This is a genomic window from Actinokineospora diospyrosa (assembly GCF_024171925.1).
GTDB classification, from domain to species: domain Bacteria; phylum Actinomycetota; class Actinomycetes; order Mycobacteriales; family Pseudonocardiaceae; genus Actinokineospora; species Actinokineospora diospyrosa.
On sequence record NZ_JAMTCO010000012.1, the window covers coordinates 21,288 to 33,957 of the forward strand.

The 12,670-nt window shown below is 71.5% G+C and carries 11 protein-coding genes; 3 read left to right on the top strand and 8 right to left on the bottom strand.

Annotated features, from left to right (window positions below):
• Nucleotides 1-68 precede the first annotated feature (68 nt).
• Complete coding sequence (locus LV75_RS23775) at nucleotides 69-2,408, top strand: hypothetical protein (RefSeq protein ID WP_253889209.1); 2,340 nt, start codon at nucleotides 69-71, stop codon at nucleotides 2,406-2,408.
• 9 nt (nucleotides 2,409-2,417) lie between these two features.
• On the opposite strand, the gene LV75_RS23780 is transcribed toward LV75_RS23775, so the two are convergent.
• Nucleotides 2,418-2,681 carry a hypothetical protein gene (locus LV75_RS23780; protein WP_253889210.1) on the bottom strand — a complete coding sequence of 88 codons (264 nt, stop codon included), beginning with the start codon at nucleotides 2,679-2,681 and terminating at the stop codon, nucleotides 2,418-2,420.
• Nucleotides 2,678-2,935, bottom strand: a complete 258-nt coding sequence (locus LV75_RS23785) for a hypothetical protein (RefSeq protein ID WP_253889211.1) — start codon at nucleotides 2,933-2,935, stop codon at nucleotides 2,678-2,680. Before LV75_RS23785 ends, LV75_RS23780 begins: the two co-directional genes overlap by 4 nt.
• A gap of 234 nt (nucleotides 2,936-3,169) precedes the next feature.
• Between LV75_RS23785 and LV75_RS23790 the strand changes: the two genes are divergently transcribed.
• Nucleotides 3,170-4,708 (top strand): APC family permease, encoded by a 1,539-nt coding sequence (locus LV75_RS23790; protein WP_253889212.1) that lies wholly within the window; start codon nucleotides 3,170-3,172, stop codon nucleotides 4,706-4,708.
• 11 nt (nucleotides 4,709-4,719) lie between these two features.
• Nucleotides 4,720-6,048, top strand: coding sequence for a glutamate mutase L (locus LV75_RS23795; protein ID WP_253889213.1), 1,329 nt, complete (start codon nucleotides 4,720-4,722; stop codon nucleotides 6,046-6,048).
• Between the two features lie 983 nt (nucleotides 6,049-7,031).
• Here the strand turns inward: LV75_RS23795 and LV75_RS23800 are convergent.
• The 6 genes from LV75_RS23800 to LV75_RS23825 all read right to left on the bottom strand — a co-directional run bounded on the left by LV75_RS23800 (nucleotide 7,032) and on the right by LV75_RS23825 (nucleotide 12,620).
• A complete protein-coding gene (locus tag LV75_RS23800; protein ID WP_253889214.1) occupies nucleotides 7,032-7,952 on the bottom strand; it encodes a cation diffusion facilitator family transporter in 921 nt (306 codons plus the stop codon).
• Between the two features lie 49 nt (nucleotides 7,953-8,001).
• Complete coding sequence (manA, locus tag LV75_RS23805; RefSeq protein ID WP_253889427.1) at nucleotides 8,002-9,231, bottom strand: mannose-6-phosphate isomerase, class I; 1,230 nt, start codon at nucleotides 9,229-9,231, stop codon at nucleotides 8,002-8,004.
• 86 nt (nucleotides 9,232-9,317) lie between these two features.
• Nucleotides 9,318-10,412 (bottom strand): SIS domain-containing protein, encoded by a 1,095-nt coding sequence (locus tag LV75_RS23810; protein ID WP_253889215.1) that lies wholly within the window; start codon nucleotides 10,410-10,412, stop codon nucleotides 9,318-9,320.
• Nucleotides 10,409-10,627 (bottom strand): Trm112 family protein, encoded by a 219-nt coding sequence (locus LV75_RS23815; protein WP_253889216.1) that lies wholly within the window; start codon nucleotides 10,625-10,627, stop codon nucleotides 10,409-10,411. Before LV75_RS23815 ends, LV75_RS23810 begins: the two co-directional genes overlap by 4 nt.
• 50 nt (nucleotides 10,628-10,677) lie before the next feature.
• A complete protein-coding gene (locus LV75_RS23820; protein ID WP_253889429.1) occupies nucleotides 10,678-12,030 on the bottom strand; it encodes a phosphomannomutase/phosphoglucomutase in 1,353 nt (450 codons plus the stop codon).
• A gap of 227 nt (nucleotides 12,031-12,257) precedes the next feature.
• Nucleotides 12,258-12,620 (bottom strand): DUF3499 domain-containing protein, encoded by a 363-nt coding sequence (locus LV75_RS23825; RefSeq protein WP_253889217.1) that lies wholly within the window; start codon nucleotides 12,618-12,620, stop codon nucleotides 12,258-12,260.
• Nucleotides 12,621-12,670 lie beyond the last annotated feature (50 nt).

Genomic DNA, 12,670 nt, shown 5'->3' on the forward strand with positions numbered 1-12,670 from the left:
CCGTTGGAGCAGGGGGCACGGGGCGACCAAAAGGAGTGATCCGTGCCGGAGAGTGACCGGGGAGGGACGTGCTGCTAACCGGCTCGGAGACCCGCGTGGTCGAGTTGCGGGTGCACGGCATCATGGGCACGTCCGCGGAGAACCTGGTCACCTCGGTGGCCGCGGTCGACGTGGCGGGCGACGGGGTCGGCCGCATCGTGCGCCCGGCCGACCGGCTGCTGCGCCCGGCGCCCGGCCCGGTGCTGCGCGCCGAGGGCCGCTCGGTGCCCAGGGTGGTCGAGGGCTACGTCTGGGGCGCGATGACCTCGGGCGGCATGGCCAAGGCGACCTGGGCGCTGCTGTTCCCGTTCTCGCTGGCGAACATGGCGCATTGGATGCTGCCGCCGATCCCGAGCGGGCACCGCACCGCCCGGCTGCTGGGCGCGCTGAACCGGTCGCTGCTCCGGCTGGCCGCACTGCTGCTGACCGCGCTGTTGGTGTCGCAGGCCGCGGTGGTGAGCCTCGACCTGGTCGCCGCGCAGTGCCTGGCGCCCGGCACCGGCTGCCTGGACTGGGTGCCGGATTGGCTGCGGTCGACGACCTCGCTGCGCCAGCTGGTCGGCCTGGCCCCGGTGCTGCTGGGCATCCTGGTGCTGCACCGGGTGTCGACGGTGGCCTGGGAGACCCCGGCCGCGCCGAACCCGCCGGACGCCCAACCGAACCTGCGGGTCGAACTGCCCGGCCGCAACCTGGTCTCCGACCCGGACACCCCCGCGCTGCGCGCCCTGCACCTGACCGCGGCGCTGGCGCTGGTCGCGCTGCTCCCGGTGGGTGGCCCGTTCTCGCCGCCCCCGCCGGGCCTGGCCTTCGGCGTGTGGGCGGCCGCGCTCGTGGTCGTCGGCATCTGCGTCGTGTGCGTGCTGGCCCTGGACGACCCGCGCGGCGCCGAGCCGTCGCGGGCCGGGCGGCACCTGCGGACCGCCCTCGGCCGGCTCCCGCGCGCGGTGCTGCTGCTGGTGGGCGCCGCGCTGGCGGTGGCGGCCGGGGTGATCACCGACCCGCTGCCTGCGCGCATGGTCGGGACCGGGCCGACGGTGGAGGCGACCGCGGCGGGCCTGATCGCGGTGATCGTGTTGCTGGGGCTGTTCCTGGTACCCGCGGCCCTGATCGCCCGGCGGGGCTGGGCGCACCAGGCGCGGGAACTGCGGCCGTGGGCGGGTGGCTGGATGGCCGCGCCGGTCCTGGCGATCAGCGCCCTCCTCGGCGGCGGGTTCGGCGCGGGCCTGGCGATCTCACTGCGCAAACTGGTCGGCTCGGAGTGGATCGACCTACCGCGCGGCTACGAGCAGGTGACCCTGCTGTGGGGCGCGGCGGCGGCGATCGGGCTCGCGGTGGCCATCCCGATCAGCGCGGTCGCCGCGGTGCGGATGCTGCTGACCCCCGCGAGGTACGCCGAAATCGGCCTCTTGCACGAAGGACGCCCAGCGGACGCCACTGCTGCGACCCGTGCTTGGCGGCTCGCGGGGTGGCAGCGGCGAAACGCCCACCGGATGATCCTGGCGTTGGCGGGCGTTCTTGCCGCGGGCACGGGGATCTCGGTGACGATGAGGATCGCCGACTTGCACCCGCCACTGTGGATGGACCCGTTCCCCGCTCTCGGGATCCTGACACTGGGTGCCTTGGTGGTCGGCCTGATGCGCGCCATCTACACGGCAGTGCAAGAGCCTGAAGCCGGACGCCGGTTGGGCGTGATCGCGGACCTGGCTTCGTTCTGGCCGCGTGAGGCACATCCGACGGTGCCGCCTTGTTACGCGCTCAAGGTCGCGCCGGAGTTGGCGGCAAGGGTGATGGAACACCTGAAGGACCCGTCGACCCGGGTAGTGCTAACTGGTCACAGTCAGGGCAGCCTGATCGTCGCAGTCACGGCGGCCCGGCTTATGGAGGTCCTGAACGAACCCGAACGTCAGCGCCTCGGCGTAGTGACAGTGGGATCGCAACTGCAGTGGGCCTACCCGCGTGCTTTCCCCGCCGCCGTACCGCACGCATCCCTAGGCGAGCTAGCCCAACGCTTGGGCACCCGTTGGCGCTCTCTATGCCGAGGCACCGATCCTCTCGGCGGCGCAGTCACCACGTGGAACCGTCAGGTGTGCGACAACCAGTTACTAGGCACCGGCTTCCGTCCCGACGGAACCGTGGGTCCCTTGCCAGCAGCCACAGTTTCCCCTACCGGCGCCCTAGTCCTCGGGGGCGACCATTGGCTCCCAGACCCGATGCGCGGCCCCTTCCAGGGCAGGCGCTGGGTCGCGGGCACCCTCGGCCACGGTAACTACACAGCCGACCCGGAGTGGGACCGCGCCATCGCCTTGGCGGCCGGGTTGGACCCGGAAGAACCCCAGTCGGCCCTCCGCTGGCCCTCCCGCTCCCTTTGACCCGCCCAGTCAGCCCGAGAGGTTGGGGTGTGGCTGGATGACCACGGTGATCGGCCCGGTACCCCCGAAGTAGGCGGTCTGCCAGTGGCCGTGGAAGGACAGTGCAGCGTCGCCCACGGTGTACCCCTTGGCCGCGGGCGATCCCTTCACGGGCTCGTCAGCCTCCGTTGCGAAGACCTCGAGAGTGATGCAGTCCTGGCCATCGCGCGCCACCACCGCCGCCGCGTGGTACGGGGACATCACCCGGTCTCCTTGGTCCTCGGTGATGATCACAAACGCCTCTCCCGGCTGCGGGTTCGCATTGTGGTTGCGGGGCCGGGCGGACTTGCGGCGGGGACGGTGGAGCGCTGCAGGGGTACGCGGTCGGCGGCGAAGAGTTCGGCGACCGCGGCGTTGCCGATCCTGCGCTGCAGGGTGGCGATGTCGAGCGCGGTCACGTCCGGGCGCTCGGTCGGCTTAGCGGCTGGGCGCGCTTTGGCCGCGGCGGTGTCCGGGCCGGTGACGTCCTCGGTCGCGTGGCGTGGCACGGGTGGTTCCTCCTGTTCAGCGTGGGTGCGCACCGCCGAGGGTCCTGGCGCGGGCAGCCGGGCGCAGGGGCCGGGCGGGCAGAACCGGGGCGGTTGTCCTGCGCCCCGAACGAGAACGGTTGCCCGGGCGGGACACCGGCCCGGACCCGGCGACCAACTGCCATCGTCCGGCGGAAATGCACCGTCAGGATTACCCTTTCGTGACCGATTCACTCGCAAGGAGAGGGGGCCGCGGTGCCTGGTAACGGGCTGTGGCGGACAAAATCCGTCGAGCAGTCGATCGCCGATACCGATGAGCCGGACACCAAGCTGCGCCGGAACCTGTCGACCTGGGACCTGATCGTCTTCGGGGTCGCCGTGGTCATCGGGGCCGGGATCTTCACCCTGACCGCGCGGACCGCCGGTGACCTGGCCGGGCCCTCGGTGTCGATCGCCTTCGTGATCGCGGCGGTGGCGTGTGCGCTGGCCGCCTTGTGCTACGCCGAGTTCGCCTCGACCGTGCCGGTCGCGGGTAGTGCGTACACCTTCTCTTACGCCACCTTCGGCGAGTTCGTTGCTTGGATCATCGGGTGGGACCTGATCCTGGAGTTGGCCGTTGGTGCTGCCGCGGTTGCCAAGGGGTGGTCGGTCTACCTCAACACGGTTCTGGGCTACGTATTCGGCTTCGACCCGTCCCAGAGCACGGCGACGCTAGTGAAGCTCGGCGGGCTCACCATGGACTGGGGCGCATTGGTCCTGGTGGTCTTCCTGGCTCTGCTGCTCGCGATCGGGACCAAGCTGTCGTCACGAGTTAGCGCTGTCATCACCGGGATCAAGGTGGCGATCGTGCTGTTCGTCATCGTGTTCGGCCTCTTCTATGTGAAGGCCGCCAACTACACGCCGTTCATCCCGGAATCGCAGCCGCCGCCTAGCGGTAAGAGCGGCATCGAGCAGTCGCTGTTCTCGGTCATCGCGGGCGGCGAAGGCAGCTCGTTCGGCGCGTTTGGTCTCCTGGCAGGCGCCTCACTGGTGTTCTTCGCGTTCATCGGCTTCGACATCGTCGCCACGACCGCAGAGGAGACCAAGAACCCGCAGCGGTCCGTGCCGCGCGGCATCTTCGGGTCGCTGTCGATCGTGACCCTGCTTTATGTGGCCGTCTCGCTCGTACTGGTCGGCATGGTGTCGTACCAGCAGTTGGCGACGACGACCAAGCCCGATGGCAGCGCGGACAAGAAGACCCTCGCCACCGCGTTCTCCATCAACGGCGTCGACTGGGCCGCCCAGCTCATCTCCATCGGCGCCCTGGCGGGCCTGACCACCGTGGTCATGGTGCTCATGCTCGGCCAGATCCGGATCATCTTCGCGATGTCGCGCGACCACCTGCTGCCGCGCCAACTCGCGCACACCGGCGGCAAGCAGACCCCGGTCCGCGCCACCGTCGCGGTGGCCGTGCTGGTCGCGATCGCGGCGACCTTCTTCGAGGCGGACAAACTCGAGGAAATGGTCAACGTCGGCACCCTGTTCGCGTTCATCCTGGTCTCCGCCGGGGTGATCGTGCTGCGCAAGACCCGGCCGGACCTCAAGCGGTCGTTCCGGGTGCCGTGGGTGCCGCTCGTGCCGATCCTGGCGATCATCGCCTGCGTGTGGCTGATGCTGAACCTGACCGTGCTGACCTGGCTGCGGTTCCTCGCCTGGATGGTGCTCGGCGTGGTCGTCTACTTCGCCTACAGCCGCCGCAAGTCGCTGGTCGGGCGCAGGCTGGCAGACGAGCGGCGGGCGGCCGACGAACCGTAGGATGCCCCCTCGTGCCCGCTTCGCCGCCACCGCCCGCCGCCGGAGTGCTGTGCCTCGACGTCGGATCGACCTGGACCAAGGGCGCCTTGATCGCCCCCGACGGCGAACTGCTGGGCACCGCCCAGCACGCGACGACGCCACCTGAGGTCCTCACCGGGATCGCGGCCGTGACCTCGGCGCTGGGTGCACCGCCCGGCGCCGAGGTCCTCGCGTGCTCCTCCGCGGGCGGTGGCCTGCGGCTCGCGGTCGTCGGCCAAGAACGGCTGGTCAGCGCCGAGGCGGGCTACCGGGTCGCGCTCTCCGCGGGCGCAAAGGTCGTGCACGTCAGCGCGGGCGCGGTCGAGAGCCTGCGGCCCCTGCGCGCGGACCGCCCCGACGTGGTGCTGCTGGTCGGCGGCACGGACGGCGGCGACGAGAGCGTGCTGCTGCACAACGCGCGCAGGCTGGCGGAGAACCGCATCAGCGTCCCGATCGTCCTCGCGGGCAACGCCCACGCCCGCGCCAAGGCGCTGGGACTGCTCAGCGACCGCACCGTGGTCGCCACCGACAACGTCCTGCCCGACGTCGGCGAGCTGAACCCCGGCCCGGCCAGGCAGGCCATCCGCGCGGCCTTCCTCCAGCACGTGATCGGCGGCAAGGGCCTCTCCCGCGGCAAGCGCTTCCGCTCCCTGGTCCGCACCGTCACCCCCGACGCCGTGCTGGTCGGCGTCTCCCGGCTGGCGCACCTGCTGGCCACCGACGACGACCCGGGCGCGGTCCTGGTCGTCGACGTCGGCGGCGCGACGACCGACGTCTACTCCGCGGTGTCCACAGTGGAGGAGACGGGCGCCACCGTCGCGCTGCCCGCCGACCGCAGGACCGTCGAGGGCGACATCGGCATGCGCTGGTCGGCCCCCGGGATCGTCACCGAGTCGCGCGCCGAGCACCTGCTCCCCGACGACGCGCTGCTGCCCGCCGCCAAACGCCGCGCCACCGACGTCGACTTCATCCCGTCCACCCCGGACGAGTCTGAAGTGGACACACAACTGGCCGCGCTCGCCGCCACCATCGCCGTCCGGCGACACCTGCGCCTGGTAGACAACCGCCTCGGCCCACGCGGCGCAGGCCTCCTAGTCCTATCCGGCGGCGTCTTCCGCCACGCGACCCCGGCATCACTAGCCCAGGTCGAAGAGTCTCTACGCGCCGATCCGGTACTACGCCCAATCCTGCGCACCGCACGAATCACCGTCGACCGCGACTACGTCCTCGCACCGGCAGGCCTACTCACCGAAGCCGGACACCCCGAGGCGGCCAACCGACTACTCGGCGGGCTGAGTCAGGCTTGGACCACGTCGCGATAGGTATTCCGCCCCACCCGCCCCACGCCCCTCTTCACACGCACGCACGTCGGGGGCGCAGCCCCCACCCTGTCCCGGGGGGCGGCCCCGATGCCATTCTATCGGTTCTGGCCCCTGGAGGAAGGGGTCGCGAAAACCCGTGGATAGGTCAAGGGGTTGTGGATAACTCCGAAGGAGTTGTGGACGGGCAAAGGGGTTGGACAACTAGCGAACGACCACCCGGCGCCAGGGCAGACCGGGTCGGGCTTTGACCGAGGCGCGGTAGAGATCGGGCTCCAGGTACGCCAGCCGGGCCAGCCGAACACCCACCGCCCACTTCGCATGCCCAGCCCGCTTTGTCTCGGGCGCGACCCGATGCCACTCAGTCGGGTCTAGCCCCGCAGACGAAAGGGGAGCGGACAACTCGCGAATGGACACCTGACGCCCGAGCAGAACGAACCGGGTCAGGCATTGACCGAGGTGCGATGGAGATCCAGCTCCCGGGCTAGGCCAGCCGAACACCCACCACCTGCACCGCACCCCGCGCATCCCGCGCACGTCGAGGACGCTGGCCCACCCTGTCCCCGGGCGCGACCCCGATTCGGCCGGATCGACCTCCGGGTCGCGAAAGCCCGCGCACAGGCCAAGGGGTAAGGGCTATGGACCACGGAGAGCGGCCACACGACGCCCGAGCAGAGCAGATCGGGTCAGGCCCGGGCTGAGATGCGGTAGGGATCAGGCTCCAGGTAGACCAACCGAGCCAACCGAGCACCGCACCGCGCATCGCCCGCTTCGCACGCGCGCACGTCGGGGGCGCAGCCCCCACCCTGTCCCGGGGGGCGGCCCCGATGCCATTCTACCGGCTCTGGCCCCCGAAAGAAGGGGCCACAAAAACCCGTGGACAAGTCAAAGGGTTGTGGACAACTCGAGAAAGGCCACCCGACACCGGAGCAGAACGGGCGCCCGGGTAGGGCGGGGTCAGGCCGTCACCGAGGCAGCAGATCGGGTCAGGCTTTGACTGAGGTGCGGTAGAGGTCGGGCTCCAGGTAGATCAATCGGGCCGCGGGCACTGCTGCGCGGATTCGGGCTTCCGCGTCGTCGATCGCCTGGGCGACGTCTTCCATCAGGAGGCCGGGGCGCAGGGCGATCTTGGCGGCGACGAGGAGTTCGTCCGGGCCCAGGTACTGGGTGCGCAGGTGGATGATCCGCTCGACCTTGCCGGTGGCCAGCTCGTCCTCGATGCGGGCCAGCTCCGCCGCCGTGGCGCCCTCGCCGATCAGCAGCGACTTCATCTCCACGATCAGGATGATCGCGATGATGCCGAGCAGCACGCCGATGCACAGGGTGCCGATGCCGTCCCATACCGGCTCGCCGGTCACCAGGGTCATCCCGACGCCGAGCAGGGCCAGCACCAGGCCGAGCAGGGCGCCCGCGTCCTCCAGCAGCACGACCGGCAGTTCCGGGGTGCGCGACTGGCGGATGAAGCCCCACCAGGTCGCGTCGCCCTTGATCTTCTTGGACTCGACGATGGCGGTGTAGAACGAGTAGGACTCCAGGCCGATGGCCAGCACCAGGATGATCACCGCCACCCACGGCGAGGTCAGCGCCTCGGGGTGGCTGATCTTGTGGATGCCCTCGTAGAGCGCGAAGACCGAGCCGAGGGAGAACAGCATCAGCGCGACGATGAACGAGTAGAAGTACCGGTCGCGGCCGAAGCCGAACGGGTGCTCCTTGGTGGCCCGCCGCTGCGAGGTCTTCTGCCCGAGCAGCAGCAGGCCCTGGTTGGAGGTGTCGGCGACCGAGTGCACCGACTCGGCCAGCATCGAGGACGACCCGGTGACCAGGAAGCCGACGAACTTGGCCACGGCGATCCCCGCGTTCGCGCCCAACGCGGCGAGGATGGCCTTGGTGCTGCCTCCTGCGGACACAGTCGCTCCCTGGTGCTAGTCCGTTATGTCGGGTCGATCGGGTGGCAGCCTAGAGCGTGTCGTGCTCCGCCGCCTCGGCGCCCACGGTTGCCAGGAAGACCCGGGTGTGGCCCGTGCCGACCGGGGTCAGCGCCAGGTCCGGGTCCGACGCCGGGACCCACGCGGACTCGCCGCGGCCCAGCCGACGGCCGCCGACCTCGACCGCGCCGTCGGTGCAGACCATGATCCGCGGCCGCGCGGCGCGCACCGGCACCCGGTCGCGCTCGCCCTCGGCCCACTCCACCCTGGACAGCTCGAACTCGGGGGCGTCGGTGCGGTAGGTCAGCAGCCGCCCGACCCGCTCGCCGGTGGACACCGGCATGTCACCGCAGCCGAAGTCGAGCACCCTCAGCAGCTCCGGCACGTCGACGTGCTTGGGGGTCAGCCCGCCGCGCAGGATGTTGTCGGAGTTGGCCAGGATCTCCACGCCGGTGCCGTGCAGGTAGGCGTGCAGGTTCCCGGCGGGCAGGTAGATCGCCTCACCCGGGCTCAGCACCAACCGGTTGAGCAGCAGCGCGGCCAGCACGCCCGCGTCACCGGGGTAGCTCTCCCCCAGCTCCAGCACGGTGCGGCACTCCAGGGAGAACTCGCCGTGCGCCTTGATGTGCGCGACGCAGGCGTCGATCAGGTCCGGCATCAGCCGCTCGAGCGCGGGCTGCGGCAGCGTGATCCAGGTGGTGAACAGCGCGCGCAGCCCGTCGGAGTTGGGCTGGCCGACCAGCAGGTCAATGTGCGCGGACAGGCCGGGCGTGCGCAGCTGCTCCAGCAGCGCGATCGTGCGGACCGGGTCGCGGAACCCGGCGAGCGCGTGGAACTCGGTGAGCGCGCACAGCAGTTCCGGTTTGGCGGTCGGATCCGGGTAGTTCCGGTTCGCCGCGTCCCGCGCTATGCCCGCCTTCTCCTCGGCGGCGTAACCCTCGGCCGCTTGCGCTGCCGACGGGTGCGCTTGCATGCTCAGCGGCTCCTCGACAGCGAGGATCTTGAGCAGGAACGGCAGCCGGTTGCCCCACCGCGACGCGGTAGCGTCACCGAGCTGCCCGAGCGGATCGGCGTCGATCCTCTCTAGCAGGGACCGCACGGCACCGTCGTCGTCGATGAACCGGGACGGGTCACCCGGGTGGGCACCCATCCATAGCTCTGCCTCGGGGTGCGGCGCGGGGACCGGGTTGCCGAGCATCTCGGCGATGGTCGTGCGCGAACCCCACGCATACGGGCGCACCGCATTGCGCAGCAGCTCCACCTGATTACTCACTCCTTCATGCCACCCGGGACGCCGCTACCCGCGGCAGCCGGGGCCCCGAACCCGCCATGACCGCGTTCCGTGGCTCACGCGGTCGCGGGAGCGTACCTACCGGAACCACCGGTGGTACCCGCGGCGAGGCCCAGGTAGAGCGCGGCGAGCTCGAACCGCAGCGCCAGCACGGCGGCGCGGGTCGGCTCGTCGGCGGAGATCTCCTCGGCCGGGTCGATGACGTCGGCGGCGGGCAGGGTCTCGTGCGCCTGCCTGCGCACCGGGTCGCCCGGCCGCGCGCGCACGGCGAGCAGCACGACGCGCGGCGGCAGCGCGGCCGGACCGTCGAAGTTGTCCGGGTCGGCGAAGATGTCGCGCTCGGAGGTGGCGCGCACGGCCGAGCGGAACAGCGCGCTGCGGCTGTTGGCCTGCGGGAAACCGACCACGTCGCAGACCAGGTCGGTGTGCGTGCCGAGCACCTGCACGGCGTGGCGGCCGACCGCGGTCGCCACGTGGTCCAGGCCCCACAGCAGCGGGGCGTGCTCGGCCAGGCGCAGGGCCAGGGTCTTGGCCGGGTTCACGAACGACTCGTGCTGCGGGTGGTCGCGCTCGGCCTCGCGGTCCAGCTCGTCGGCGAGCGCATTGGCGTCGAAGCGCAGCAGGTCGAGGGTCTTGAGGGCGAGCAGGCCGGAGGTGAACGCGGTCGGGAAGCCGAACCCGGGTCGGATGGGCAGCCGCGGCGTGATCAGCACCCCGTTGCCCGCCGCCGCGGCGGCGACCGGGCCCTCCGCCGGGCCGGTGAGCACGACACCGGCGCCGCGGCGGCCCGCGCGGTCGACGTCCTCGGCGAGCTGCACGTCGCCCGGGTCGTCGGTGTGCGCGATGACCACGTCGAGCGCGCCGACCCACGGCGGGACGACGTCGGTGATCACCAGCGGCACCGGGCACGCGGGCAGCAGCAGCTCGGCCAGCAGCCGCGACACCGCGGGCCCCAGGCCGGGGCGGGTCATCAGCACGACCGCGCGCGGGCGCAGGCCGCCGAGCCGGTCGATGCCCGCCTCGAGCGAGGCCTCGGCGGTGGCCCGCACCTGGGCACCGGCCATGGCCCCGGCGCGCAGCAAGCCCTCCGGGTCGGCCTCACCCAGCCGGGGGAGGTCGTCGAGGAGGCTGTCGTCGGGGACGGCGGTCACTGGGCCGCCGCGGTCGGGCGGTCGGCGGAGGGGTCCTCCGCCTCGTCCAGCAGCAGCACCGGGATCCCGTCGGTGACCGGGTAGCGCCTGCCGCACTCGGTGCAGGTCAGCACGTCGGCCCCGGGATCATCCGGGGTGCCGACCCGCAGCGGGGCGTGGTCGTCGGACGGGCAGGCGAGGATGTCCAACAGCTGCTGGTCCAGTGTGACTGCCATGGTGGTCCTCCTCGTTGCCAGTGTCCCAGTCCGGTGCCGGTTCCCGCAGCTCAAGCGCGCACGATCGCCAGCACCTCGTCGCGGATCGCGGCGACGGCGGTGTCGTCGGCCGCCTCCACGTTGAGCCGCAGCAGCGGCTCGGTGTTGGAGGCGCGCAGGTTGAACCAGCCGCCGCCGGGCAGCCGCACGGTCAGCCCGTCGAGCTCGTCGAGCTCCACCCCGGTGCGCCCGCCGAACTCGGCGCGGATCGCCGCCAGCCGACCGGCCTGGTCGGTCACCGTGGAGTTGATCTCGCCGGAGGCCGCGTAGCGGTTGAACTCCCTGGTCAGCGCGGACAGCGTGCCCGGCTGCTCGCCCAGCGCCGCGAGCACGTGCAGCGCGGCGAGCATGCCGGTGTCGGCCTTCCAGAAGTCGCGGAAGTAGTAGTGCGCGGAGTGCTCGCCGCCGAAGATCGCGCCGGTGCGGGCCATCTCCTGCTTGATGAACGAGTGCCCGACCCTGGTGCGCACCGGCTTGCCGCCGTGCTCGGCGACGATCTCGGGCACCGCGTCGGAGGTGATCAGGTTGTGGATCACCGTGCCGCCCGGGTCCTTGGCCAGCTCGCGCACCGCGACCAGGGCGGTGATGGCGCTGGGCGAGACCGGGTCGCCGTTCTCGTCCACCACGAAGCAGCGGTCGGCGTCGCCGTCGAAGGCCAGGCCCGCGTCCGCGCCGACCTCGCGCACCTTCGCCTGCAGGTCCACGATGTTCTTCGGGTCCAGCGGGTTGGCCTCGTGGTTGGGGAAGCTGCCGTCGAGCTCGAAGTACATCGGCACGACGTCGATGGGCAGGTCGGCGAACACGCTCGGGACGGTGTGCCCGCCCATGCCGTTGCCCGCGTCCACGACGACCTTGAGCGGCCGGATGTCGGTGAGGTCGACCAGCTTGCGCAGGTAGGCGGCGTACTCGGCCAGCAGGTCCTTGTGCTCGACCGAGCCCTTGGTCTCGGCGACCGGGTGCTGGGCGCCCGCCTCGACATCGGCCTGGATCTCGGTGAGCCCGGAGTCCTGGCCGACGGGGGCGGCACCGGCGCGGCAGAGCTTGATGCCGTTGTACTTGGCCGGGTTGTGGCTGGCGGTGAACATCGCACCGGGCAGCTGCAGGCTGCCGGAGGCGAAGTAGAGCATGTCGGTGCTGGCCAGGCCGATGTTGACCACGTCGACCCCGGTCGAGGCGACCCCGTCGCCGAACGCCTCGGCCAGGCCGGGCGAGGAGTCGCGCATGTCGTACCCGATCACCACGGCGGGTCCGCCGACCAGCCGGGCGAACGCGGCGCCGATGGCGCGCACCAGGTCGGTGTCGATCTGCTCGCCCACCACGCCGCGGATGTCGTACGCCTTGAAGACACCGGACAGGTCGCGCACGGGGTACTCCCAGGGGTCGCGCAGGAGACCTCGGCAGCCGCCCGCTACTACTGGCCAGGAGCCTACCGGCGGCGGCGGAAGGGCGACGGTCAGCGTCTCCGGGACGGGGATCTTCACCGGGTTGTGCACGACACCGGGGCCGAACCGCCAAGCCGGGAACGATGCCGGGTGGGGAAGAGGGGGCGGGTGGCGGGAGGGAATGTCGGTGGGTGGTGGGAGGGAGTGTCTCAGTCGTTGATGGGGTCTGGGAGTACCCGGAGGTGACCCCGCCTGCCCGCGGCACCGGCGCCCGGGTCGACCTGCTCCACCGGGCGGTCCACCCGACCCGCCTCGCGCACGGCCTCGGCCAGCGCGGTGAGGTCGTCGACCGAGGGTTCCGGGAGGGCGAACGCGCCGTCGTGGCGGACGACCTCCCAGCCGCGCGGGACGGTGAGGCGCAGCGCGTGCTCCTCGCACAGGTCGTAGCTGTGCGGTTCGGAGTAGGTCGCCAGCGGCCCGACGACGGCCGTGGACTCGGCGTAGGCGTAGGTCAGCGTGGCTACGGCCGGGTCGAGACACCCGGTCCGCGAACACCGCCGCACGCTCCGCACGATCGGTGACCATAGCGCCTTTGCGGGCCCGCGGGCTCCAAGTGCCGCAC